Raw genomic sequence first — 11,473 nt, 5'->3', positions numbered from 1 at the left:
TGGGCAGCCTCATAGAGCAATGTTCGCATCATGCTATCCCCGCAGAGGGAGATGCCTCCAACGCGCTTGCTTTCGCCGGACTCGTCGAGCTTCGGTGTCAGCCCCAGGATCGGCCCCACCGCCTTCGAGTTTCTGAACCGCTGTGGAATGTCTATCGTCGCGGTATACGCGAGCGCCACCACGGGGCCGACACCGGGAACCGTCATCAAGCGATGGCAGGTCGCATCATTCCTGGAGATCGTGAGCACTTTTTTGTGCAGGCGAGCAAATTCGGCACGCAGCTTCCGCCGGGCGGCCAGCAGCGGCTCCATGATCTCCTTGAGGTCGGGCATGCCTTCGACGAGCTCGCAAATCCGCTCCTCGAACTTCACCGTTCCCACAACACCGACCTTGAGGCCGAAGTTGCGCAGAAGACCGCGGATGTCGTTCTCGATGGCGATCGCCTTTCCCTGCAGCAGCTTGCGGGCCGTCAAGAGTGCCCGCCGCTTCTGGCTCGTGAGCGTCTTCACATGCACCGGGCGGTACAGGTTGACCCGCATCATCTGCGCGATGCCGCGCGCGTCATTGCGATCGGTCTTGTTCGGCTGCGCCTTCAGGAACGCTTTCACATGACGCGTCTCGATGCAGATAACCGGCAACCCGGCGCACGCCAGCCCCTCAAAAAGCCATTGCGACAAGGGCCCGGCCTCGAGACCGACCCGTTCAATGTTCAAGGTAGGATCCTTCAGGACGGCGAGGAGATCGTCGGAGTGGCTGACGACCTTCACCTCGCGACAAATCTTGCCGGTCTCGTCGACAATGCAAACAGAGGTCTCTTTCACCGAGACATCGAGGCCGATAAAGTGCTTCATGCTGCGCTTCCTTTCCTGATGCTTGTGGCTGTTTGGACAGACCACGTTCTATCATCAGCTCGAAGCGCAGCACCTTCTTGCATCACCGTTGAAGAAGGGGCGTAAGCCGAATACCCCATCTACACGCACCGGGTCGCCATCTCGAACCGCCGCCTTATCCGTTTCGACGAGGATGGCGTCATCTTCCGCTATAAGGATTATCGCCGCGACGGCGCCGACCGCCAGCGCGTCATGACGCTTGCGACCGACGAGTTCATCCGCCGCCTCCTGCTCCATGTCCTGCCGCGCGGCTTCCATCGCATCCGCCACTACGGCCTGCTCGCGGGCGGCTCTCGCAAGGACTGCCTCGCGCTCGCCCGCCAACTGCTCGCGGCCGCGCCTCCCGTCACGAACGATCCGCCGACGGAACCGGACGACTTCCGCCCGCCGTGCCCGTGCTGCGGCGGCCGTATGATCGTCATCGAGGTGTTCGAACGGTGCAGGCAGCCGCGCGGCCCGCCGGGCGCACGGACGACGAACCGGGAGACCGCCCCATGACCCGGGATGGCCCGCTTCCTCGCACGACCGCGCCGCGCCGGCGCGGGTCAACGGGAAGGTATGCGCGCATCGCTATGGCGCCGGTCGTCAGGCACGTGAAGCCCGTCGGTATCACCGCAAGAAGCTCTCCGACCTGGCCCAGAAGCCGCATGCTCGACCAGCCACCAGCGCCCCATGTGGACGTCCGCGACAGACGCTGGCACACCCCAAAACACAAATCCCCATGGCTCACCGCGCACGGACCGCGGGTTCCTGCATGAGAGGCTTTCGTACGCCTGACGGCACCCGAAACCCTTCAGCATCTCAGCCGTAGAGGGTGCCCTTGCCGCTGCCTAAATGCAGACTTCGCCGACGGCGAAGCTGTAGGTCGCGGCGCGGACCAAGCCGACTTTTTCTGGCGCGTTCCCTAACCGCTCGTTCGTCCTAGCCGGAGTCGACCCATTCGCAAAGTTGAAGCCGTTTGCATGGGGAGCCTGAAAGCTCCCCTGTTGCCCTTAGCGTCGTTGCGAACAATCGCCAGTACAGAAATTGCAGGGCGAGCGATCAGCGCTTGTCCGCCGGCTGGCCGTTGGTCGTCGAAGGGATGCGGGCGACGACCTTGATCTCGAAATCAAAGCCGGCAAGCCAGTTGACGCCTACTGCCGTCCAGTTCGGATAGGGAGGTCCGCCGATCTCTTCCGCCCGGACGGCCAGCACCGTTGCGATCTGGTCGTCCGGGTTAGTGTGGAAGGTGGTGACGTCGACAACGTCATCGAATCTACACCCGGCGGCGGCCAAGACCTCGCGCAGATTGGCAAAGGCCCGCCGAACCTGATCCTCGAATATGGGCTCGGCCGAGCCGTCCTCACGGCTCCCGACCTGACCCGACACGAAGAGAAGATCGCCGGAGCGAATGGCCGCGGAATATCGATGAATATCGTATAACGCGTGGCGTTTGGCCGGATAGATGGCATCACCTGCAGGCATTTCGTGTTCCTTTCTGTCTTGATAATGGGAGCGGACCGTCAGAGGGCCGGGCCGCTGGATCTCCGGGTTGATACAAGCAGGAGATACGGCAATCGCATTACGCGCATTAGCCGTTGAAATCGGCATGAGGTGATGCAAAATTACCATCAATGTCCCGCCCGTCCCTCAACGATCTCACCGCCTTTGTAGCCGTTGCCACGCACCGCAGCTTCCGCCGCGCAGCGGACGAGATCGGCACGGCGCCTTCCACGTTGAGCCATGCGATGCGAGCGCTCGAGGAGCGCATGGGCGTGCGCCTTCTGAACCGCACAACACGCAGCGTCTCGCCCACGGAAGCCGGTTTCCAACTGCTCGGCCGCCTTCAGCCGGCGCTCGCCTCACTGGACGAGGCGCTCGACAGCGTCGCAGGGTTCCGGGGCAATGTTGCGGGAACGGTCCGCATCAACGCACCGCGACTGGTGGTTGGGCTTCTCGTTCGCGAGGTTCTTCCGCAGATGGCGGAGCTCCATCCTGACGTGACCTTGGACATCGTCGTCGAGGGGCGACTCATCGACATCGTGTCCAGCGGGTTCGATGCCGGCGTGCGCCTCCTCGGATCGGTCCCCAAGGACATGATCGCCGTGCCGCTTGCACGCCCCCTGACGTTCATTTGTGTCGCCTCGACCGCCTATCTCGACCGCTTCGGCGAGCCGGGAACCCCGGAGGAATTGCAGCGCCACCATTGCATCGGGCACCGGATGCCCAACGGCAAATTCTATCGATGGGAGTTCGAACGCGCCGGCCAGGAACTCGTGATTGACGCCAACGGCCCCATCGTTCTTGATGACGAGGAGCTAATGGTCGAAGCCGCAATAAAGGGTCTAGGAATCGCCTATGTGGCGGATTGGGCCGCCGAAGCGGCCATGTCCGATGGCCGGATGCGCAAGGTCCTAACCAGGTGGATGCCCGCTCCGGAAGACGTTGCGGTCTACTATCCCGGACATCGAGCCGTGCCGCCGGCACTGCGGGCTTTTCTCGACGTCGTCAAAGACCTGCGGAAGAAAGAACCTTAACCAGAGCGACGAGCTGCCGCGCCCTGGTCGTGGGCCAGAGGACTGGGAGTGCTCAGTTCATTCCTATTGCGCCAACGAACCAGTGTCCTGCCTCTGATCGTAGTGCGGAAGAATCCTACATTGGGCCGATAGCCAGTTTCGATCGGTCAGGCTGAAGCAGGCGATGACGCAAGTTGGGTCGTCAACGGAACGGCAGCTTGTCGACAGCATCATCCCGAAAGCTATCGGACCACTTCCGGCCCCGTTTCAGGCAAATTTGTCTGGTCTGGTTCGCGCCTTCAACTCAGTCGTTCAGGCAAACTTTCCCTTCCGCCTGAAATCCAACGGCCCGGCCCTGTAGAGCCGGGCCTAAATGCGACCGGCAGGTTCGGTTTCGGCACATGCAGTCCTCGACGAGGCCGTGCTCGATGCAGCTTGCGGCAGGCGATTGGCCTGCTGGCGAATATCAAGTTGGCTCAGGCGATTGCACCGCCGTCGGCGGTCAAGATGGCGCCCGTAATCACGCTCGCGGCGGGACTTGCCAGAAAGACCACGGCGTTCGCGACTTCGCGCGGCTCGGCGTAGCGTCCCAAAGACGTCAGGCTTCGCTGGAAATCGGCAGCCTTCCCATCCGCCGGATTTGCATCCGTGTTGGTCGCCCCGGGTTGCACAAGATTCACGGTGATGCCGTTCGGGCCGAGTTCGCGCGAAAGACCGCGGGTGAAGGAGGTAAGTGCCGCCTTGGACATCGCATAAGCCGTTATGCCTGGGAACGGGACCCGTTCCCCCAAGGCCGAACCGATCGTGATGATGCGTCCCCCTTCGGTGAGATGCGGGATAACTGCTTTCGCAAACAGCACTGGCGCTCGCACGTTGACGTCCATCACGGCCTGATAGTCATTCACGTCGATGTCGGCGATCGTACCCGTGTGGCCGATAGCCGCGCTGTTGACGAGGATATCGAGTCCACCGAGCGCCGAGACGGCTTCGCTCACAGAGCGCATGATGGCCTCCGGGGCGGCGCTGTCGGCTTGGATGGCGACTGCGCGACGCCCTGTGCTCTCGATGGATTTGGCCATCGCTTCAGCTTTCTTGGCCGAGCGCTGGTACGTGAACGCGACGTCAGCACCGTTCTCTGCCAGCGCCAACGCGATCGCGCCTCCGATGCCCCGCGAAGCTCCAGTAACCAATGCACGCTTCCCATTCAGATCGATCATATGTTTGTCCTTTTTTACCATTGTTGGTTCAAGCGCCCAGGCGTTCGCGTGAGACGCGGCAGGCGGTCAAAGGCCTGATCCACGAATTTGGTGCTCGGGATCTGTCTCTTTCAGTATCGAGAAATGCCAAGCTGTGTTGCGAAAGGAGGAACGCTGGCCGAAGGCTTCTCAAGCCGAGGGGGCGACCACCTTCCGGAGCGATGGCCGGTCCGATGCCACCGACCCGTTCAGGCCGGGCCTTTGCGCGAACGGCAATGCCGGTTTCGGCTTACGCTTTCCTCGGTCGCGCCGTGCCATGCACCGCTGCTTCAGAGGAAGGTGCCCCCGGTTCGATTGCGTCGGTGAACAAGGCGACTTTGCGGGCCCCATACGCTTGGCGATGTCGGCTGTTGGGTGTTTCGGCAGACAGCCACGCCCCCTATTGTCGACGTAGCACGTCCTGCCATTCCGGATGACGGCCGATCTGCGCTTTTGCGAACGGGCAGAGCGGCATGATGGCGACCCCGTCGCGCCGGGCATCCTCGACCGCCTGTCTCACCAGTCGCTCGCCGACCTTGCGGCCAAGCAAGGCCGCCGGAACTTCGGTATGGTCGATGATGATCAACCCCTTACCGGCCCGGCTGTAGGTCATCTCCGCCTCGACGCCATCGATGATCAGCCGGTAACGCCCTTTTGATGCCCCATCCTCTCGTTCGACCTTTTCGTCGCCGGCTGAAGGCGCATCCTTCGCCAGAGCCGCGTCCGGGCGGCGGACCCGACGCGGCTGTTCGCTCGCACATTCCAGAAGATCGCGGTCCCAGCCGCCCAGCTCGGCGGCAGCCTCGTAGGCCGAGACGAGGAAAGCCATCAGGGTGTCGTCGGGATCGGCCGCCGGCTGCACGGCATCGTAGGGGAGGATGAATTCAGACAGGCCGTCGTGCCAGAACGCGGCATCGGGCCGGACCGTCGCGGCGCGGTAACCGCTCGGCGCCGGATAGGCGTAGGCGTAGAAGGCAGGATAGTCGATGCCGCCGCCACCCGGCCAGAATCCCGCTGACGAGACCTCGCGGTCATAGGCCTCCTGGGCCACGTCGTCTGGCAGGGCGGGAATATTGCCGGGGTGGAGCGGCGCGCGCCGTCCGGAAAACCGGGTGACAGCCAGGTCGAGAGCGCCCCAGAACAGATGGACTGGACTGGATTTGCCGACAAACGAGGTGCGGAATCGATTGAAAACCCTGTCGACCGCCATCAACGCCTGATGGAAGCGTCGAACGGCGTCGCGATCATAGGGCCGGTCGCGATGATCTTCGGCGAAGGGTACGGGGTTTGCCACCTCGTTGGGTTGTCCGTTGAAGGTCGGCGTGCCGCCGAGCCCCGAAATTAACTCCACGAAACTGGCGTGGAACGCCGCGACGGTCATCGGCTCGAGTGCGAACGACGCCTTGCGCCCGTCGCCGCAGGTGCCCACGACCATGTGCTCTCGAAGATTGAACAGGACCTCGATGCCCAGGCCGTCGGGGATCGGCGAGGATGCCAGACCGTTCGGCGTGACATAGAATGTCGCGTTCCAGGAATGGTTCAGCCACGGCGTATGCGCCAGCCGGTATTTGCCGGCGACCTGCAGGTAGAGATGCAGGGCTGAACACGTCTCACGCCAGCCAAGGTAGTCCAGGTGAGGCCATTTGTTGGTCATTCCGCCTTCTCCACCCAGCATGTGCCCCATATGGGAGCGATTCCTGTGGTCCGGGCCGCTTGAATTGCGCCCGCGCGATCACCCCATCATTGTCACTCAGTCCGGCAGTGGAATGTACTCGTCCCGGTCGCCGACTGGCAAATCGAAGCGCCCCTTGCCCCAGTTTTCGGCGCGCCATTCGGCCTTGGCTTCTTCGATGCGCTCCCGGGACGAGGCGACGAAGTTCCACCAGATGTAGCGCGGTCCGCCGAGCGTGGCGCCGCCGAGGATCATCAACCGCCCGCCCTGGTCGCCGGCCGCGACCGTGATCCTGTCGCCGGGGCGGAAGACCATCATCTGCGGCGCCTCGAAAGCCTGGCCGGCGATCGAGATCGAGCCTTCGACGATGTAGAGGCTCTGTCCTCGTGATCGTCCGGCATGGGCAGCCGGCTTCCGGGCTCGAGTTTCACATCGGCGTAGAACGTCTCGGAGAACATCGTCGCGGGCGCGACCTTGCCGTAGGCGTTTCCAAGTATGAGCCGAACCGAAATGCCGCTATCCTCGATCATCGGCAGCGCCTCTTTGCCGTGATGTTCGAAGGTGGGCGCCATATCCTCATGCGTGTCTGGCAGGGGCAAGCCATGTCTGGATCCCGAACAGACTGTTCGGACCGCTCCGGGCCGGCGCGGAGGTGCGCTCCGAATGGGTAACGCCACGCCCGGCGACCATCCAGTTCAGCGCGCCAGGACGTATTATCTGATCGGCGCCGGTGCTGTCGCGGTGATGAAAGTCGCCGCGATAAAGGTACGTGACGGTGCCGAGCCCGATATGCGGGTGCGGACGGACATCGATGCCATGTCCGGTCAATAGTTCGGCCGGCCCCGCCTGGTCGAAGAAGATGAACGGCCCGACCATCTGCCGCTTCGGCGCCGGCAGCGCGCGCCGGACCTCGAAGCCGCCGAGGTCGCGGGAACGGGGAACGATGAGGGTTTCGATCGCGTCGATTCCGACCTCATCGGGGCAGCCCGATTCGATTGCCGGGTTCCAACTCATACGCGCCATCCTCTCTTGGGCTTCCGGAATGTCTAAACTGGCGCACGACCTTCAACCGAACTAGCCCCGTGATACGTCAAGCTGTGTCGCAGCAAGTGGAACGTGCGGGCCATGTCGCCGAAGTGTGCCACCGTCGAACACGGTTCCCTTGATAATGCTTTGAACCGTTCGCGTTCTAGCGGTCGAGGCCCCAAAGGTCCGGGTTCCGTTTGAAATACTCAGTCAGCATCTCGGTGAGCACCCGCACTTTCCGCGGGGGATGCTGACCCGGTGGGCGGACGACATACGCGGCCCCCGGAGGTACCGGATAGCGTGTCATGATCGGGACCAGAGCGCCGGAGGTCACGTATTCGTGTGTGATGCAATCGGGGAGCCAGGCGATGCCGAGTCCAGCCGCCGCGGCAGCGGCAAGCGCCGTAGCGTTGTCGGCCTTGAACCTGCCCTGCGGCTGAACAGTAACGATCTTGTCGCCATCCATGAACTGCCAGGCTTCCGTTCCTTGCATGAGGGCCTGATGGTTGACGAGCTGCTCTACCGTTTCAGGTGAACCGTGCGCTTCGATATAATCCGGGCTTGCGACAAGCTTTCCATGGATCGGCCCGACGCGCTTCGCGATCAGGTTGGAGTCCCGAAGGTAGGCGCCCCGGATTGCGCAATCGAAACCCTCTGCGATGAGATCGACGAAGCGATCGCTGTAGGAGGTATGAATGTGAAGCCGCGGGTGCTGGCGCGCCATTTCCGCAAGCACCGGGGCGAAGTGGGTCGGGCCAAAAGAAAGCGGCATCGCAACCCTCAGGCGGCCGCGCAGCTCACCGGTGGGGAGGATCGTTTCCCTGGCCGCATCGATCTCGGCGCTGGCTCGGGCCGCATGGTCTCTGAACGTGATCCCCGCTTCCGTAAGCGCGGCGCCGCGGGTCGATCGTGCAAGCAACTGAACGCCAAGTTCCGCTTCAACCCGAAAGAGCCGCCGACTGACGATTGACTTGGAGACGCCGAGTCGGCGCGCGGCGGCCGATACGCCCCCTGCATCGGCCACTGCGACGAATGTCTGTAGATCTTCGATGTCCATCCGGCGTTCCTAATTTCGCGACGCAGCTTGCCTGATTATGGCACTACCGCATCACCAGAAGGAACAGCAAATTGCCTCCAGGCAACATCGCCCGCTGGCGCATGTTTCCCGTGAACCCATTGCCGTCCATAGCGGCAGAGAAAGGAAGTCTTGATGACCCTTCGTAACGGCCTTGATTCGCTTCTTCGCCCCGAAGACTCGGTCCTCGTTCTGATTGATCACCAGCCTTATCAGCTCGCAAACCTCAACAGCCACGATCCGCACATGGTGGTCAACAATTCGACGGCACTGGCGAAGGCCGCCAAGGCCTTCGGCGTTCCCACCATCCTGACGAGCGTGATCGCTGACCGGGGCGGTCTTATCTTCCCCCAGATCACCGATGTATTCCCCGGCCAGGAGGTAATCGACCGGACGTTCATCAACACCTGGGAGGACCAGAAGGTGGTGAACGCGGTCAAGGCGACGGGCCGCAAGCAGCTGATTATCGCCGGCTTGTGGACCGAGATATGCGTTGCGATGCCGACGATCCAGGCGCTCGGCGAAGGTTGGGACGTGACGGTTGTCACCGATGCGTCCGGCGGCACTTCGGTCGAGGCCCACGAGGTCGCCATCCAGCGCATGATCGCGGCCGGCGCGAACATGATGACCTGGCTGGCAGTGGCTTCGGAATGGCAGCGCGACTGGGCACGGACAGAGCATGCCGCCGAGCTTTCGGAGCTGCTTGTGCAGCATGCCGCTGGCAGCGGCATCGCCTTCCTGTGGGAGCAACAGCTGCTCAACACGCCTGTTCCAGGCGCCGCCGGCTGATCTCTGCCGGGGATGACCAGGATCTCGAGCGACTGACCGCTCGTCGACCGGCGTCATCCCTTTCCAGCAAGGCCGCCGTCCATGTCGGACGGCGGCCCTGCCCAAGAACCACTCCCGCCGACTGCCACCCGCGACCACAGCCGGCTTAGCCTGGCATTCACCGCCTCGGAGAAAGGACTATGACGATGTCGATGGAGAGTTTCCCTATCGGACAGGAGATGGACGTCACCTATCCGAACTTCAAAGTGAGCTTGACGCTTCTCTCAAGCACGCAACTGACGTTCGAGATCACGGAAGGACCGTTCGCCCACACCGAGACCGTCGATATTCAGATTGTGCCGCTCGGCAACAGTATCTTCGCCGTCAGTTGGCAGGAGATGGACGGTGCGACTGTCATCAATGTCCAAGACTATGATCGCGGCGTGGTCCACTCGTTCGCCACTTTGCCCGATGGTCAGTTTCTGCGAATGACTGGAACATTTGCAATCACGCGGCCTGCGGATCGCACCGCCGATGATCGTCCCCACCGCAACAGGGCGCTGGTGCTGGATGCGATGACGTCGCTGTTCCAGCGCCACGACGCCTCGGCGGTTGGGCGACTCTACGCCGACGATTACATCCAGCACAATCCAAACATTCCTCAAGGCCGGGACGCATTGCAGGGTCTCGTCGAGGCCCTGTCGCCTTCCGTCCACTATGAGCCGGGCTTGATCATCGCCGAAGGTGATCTCGTCGCCATCCATGGCCGTATCCGCGGCTGGGCGGACGAGCCCCAGGTTGTGGTCGACATCTTTCGGGTCGAGGGTGGCAAGCTCGTCGAACACTGGGACGTGTTGCAGAACGAGGTGCCGGTAAGCGGAGGCGTTGCCGGCCTCTCGATGTTCGATCCCGAGGAAGGTGCCAGCCGTGCTGGATAAGATCATGGCTGACGGAGCGACAACGACTGGATGTCCCTTCCAATAACTCACTGGGCTTTTCTATGTCTCGCACATCCGCCTTTGGCCTGCCGCTCACCCGCCGCGATGCCCTGATTTCGGCCTCGGCGCTCGCCGCAAGTTTCGCCTTTCCGCTGGGCGCCGCGTATGCCGCGGGGCCTAGCATCCGCGACGTTCCAGAAGGAGAACACATCATGGGCTTTGTCACGACCGACGACGATGTACATATTTTCTACAAGGATTGGGGTCCCAAGGACGCCCAGCCCATCGTTTTTCACCATGGCTGGCCGCTCAGCTCCGATGACTGGGACGCGCAGATGCTTTTCTTTCTGTCGAAGGGCTATCGTGTCGTCGCGCATGACCGGCGCGGCCACGGGCGTTCGGAGCAGGTCGCCGATGGTCATGACATTGACCACTACGCGGCCGACGCGTTTGCCGTCGCCAAGGCGCTAGATTTGAAAAAAGCGGTTCACATCGGCCATTCCACCGGTGGTGGCGAAGTGGCACGGTACGTGGCGCGACATGGCGAACCTGCTGGCCGGGTGGCCAAGGCCGTCCTCGTCGCTGCCATTCCTCCGCTGATGCTGATGACCGACGACAACCCCGAAGGAACACCTATGGAGGTCTTCGACGGTTTTCGGTCGGCCCTGGCCAGTAATCGTGCACAGTTCTTCCGAGACGTCCCGTCAGGCCCGTTCTACGGCTTCAACCGCGAGGGCGCGACGGTCCTCGAAGGAACTGGTGGCGGCAGGGTATGATGGGTAGCGCCAAGGCGCACTACGATGGCGTCAAGGCCTTCTCGGAAACCGACCAGACCGATGACCTCAAGGCGATCACCGTGCCGACGCTGGTGCTGCACGGTGAGGACGACCAGGTCGTTCCGATCGCCGCCTCGGCTTTGAAGGCGGTCAAGCTGCTGCCGAACGGCTCGCTGAAGACCTATCCTGGTTTTGCGCACGGGATGCTCACAGTGAATGCTGATGTGCTGAACGCCGACCTTCTGGAGTTCGTCACCAGCTGAAGTGGGCCCCCTCCCGCAGTTCGAGTCGACGCTTGAAAGGTGTGCGTGCGTCGGTGGGGCACAAGAAACTCCATCTCGCACTACAGAAGCGGCTGCGATCATCGGGTCACGCTGCTCGTTTGTCAGCTAATCCTATTGCTGGGGCCGAAACCAGACGGTCAGCAGACGGCCCCAAACAGGACGCTGACCACCTCGACGTTGAAAGACGCCATGGCGGACCAAGGGGATTCCTGACATTTTGTTACACAGATTAAGGACGCTTCGACCTTGAAGTGCTCAATTAACGTAACCGGGGCAAAACCGGTGGCGGCCGCGGCGTTATGACTCGGGGGTAT

Annotated in this window: 8 protein-coding genes and 3 pseudogenes; 5 read left to right on the top strand and 6 right to left on the bottom strand. The window is 62.4% G+C overall.

Translation table 11 applies throughout. From position 1 onward, the window contains the following. On the bottom strand, positions 1-851 hold an 851-nt coding region (locus AU465_RS00290; protein ID WP_192242746.1), incomplete at its 3' end, for an IS110 family RNA-guided transposase. Between the two features lie 120 nt (positions 852-971). On the opposite strand from AU465_RS00290, the pseudogene AU465_RS00285 reads away from it, so the two are divergent. Then, a pseudogene (locus AU465_RS00285) lies at positions 972-1,388 on the top strand (transposase); the annotation flags it as partial. 543 nt (positions 1,389-1,931) lie between these two features. Here AU465_RS00285 and AU465_RS00280 read toward each other — a convergent pair. Next, positions 1,932-2,354 carry a RidA family protein gene (locus AU465_RS00280; protein WP_192242752.1) on the bottom strand — a complete coding sequence of 141 codons (423 nt, stop codon included), beginning with the start codon at positions 2,352-2,354 and terminating at the stop codon, positions 1,932-1,934. Between the two features lie 149 nt (positions 2,355-2,503). Here AU465_RS00280 and AU465_RS00275 point away from each other — a divergent pair, with 149 nt between their 5' ends. Beyond that, the gene (locus AU465_RS00275) at positions 2,504-3,406 is read left to right on the top strand and encodes a LysR family transcriptional regulator (protein WP_192242743.1); all 903 of its coding nucleotides are present in this window, start codon (positions 2,504-2,506) and stop codon (positions 3,404-3,406) included. A gap of 455 nt (positions 3,407-3,861) precedes the next feature. On the opposite strand, the gene AU465_RS00270 is transcribed toward AU465_RS00275, so the two are convergent. From AU465_RS00270 to AU465_RS00255, 4 genes and pseudogenes are all read right to left on the bottom strand, one after another. Further along, positions 3,862-4,602, bottom strand: a complete 741-nt coding sequence (locus tag AU465_RS00270) for an SDR family NAD(P)-dependent oxidoreductase (protein ID WP_192242740.1) — start codon at positions 4,600-4,602, stop codon at positions 3,862-3,864. 418 nt (positions 4,603-5,020) lie between these two features. Next, complete coding sequence (locus AU465_RS00265) at positions 5,021-6,274, bottom strand: DUF5996 family protein (protein WP_192242737.1); 1,254 nt, start codon at positions 6,272-6,274, stop codon at positions 5,021-5,023. A 96-nt stretch (positions 6,275-6,370) separates the two neighbouring features. After that, positions 6,371-7,306 (bottom strand): annotated as a pseudogene (locus tag AU465_RS00260) (pirin family protein). A gap of 175 nt (positions 7,307-7,481) precedes the next feature. Next, positions 7,482-8,375 carry a LysR family transcriptional regulator gene (locus AU465_RS00255; protein WP_192242733.1) on the bottom strand — a complete coding sequence of 298 codons (894 nt, stop codon included), beginning with the start codon at positions 8,373-8,375 and terminating at the stop codon, positions 7,482-7,484. Positions 8,376-8,528: 153 nt separating this feature from the next. Here AU465_RS00255 and AU465_RS00250 point away from each other — a divergent pair, with 153 nt between their 5' ends. The 3 genes and pseudogenes from AU465_RS00250 to AU465_RS00240 all read left to right on the top strand — a co-directional run bounded on the left by AU465_RS00250 (position 8,529) and on the right by AU465_RS00240 (position 11,138). After that, a complete protein-coding gene (locus AU465_RS00250; protein WP_192242730.1) occupies positions 8,529-9,182 on the top strand; it encodes a hydrolase in 654 nt (217 codons plus the stop codon). Between the two features lie 179 nt (positions 9,183-9,361). Further along, entirely contained in the window at positions 9,362-10,099 is a 738-nt protein-coding gene (locus AU465_RS35885; protein WP_210324934.1) for a nuclear transport factor 2 family protein, read from the top strand. A 212-nt stretch (positions 10,100-10,311) separates the two neighbouring features. Then, positions 10,312-11,138: pseudogene (locus AU465_RS00240) on the top strand (alpha/beta fold hydrolase). Positions 11,139-11,473 lie beyond the last annotated feature (335 nt).

Source organism: Mesorhizobium silamurunense (assembly GCF_014843905.1).
In the GTDB taxonomy this organism is placed as follows: Bacteria; Pseudomonadota; Alphaproteobacteria; order Rhizobiales; family Rhizobiaceae; genus Mesorhizobium; species Mesorhizobium silamurunense.
Note: the sequence above shows the minus strand (reverse complement) of the source record. Positions and strands in the feature narration are given on the sequence as shown.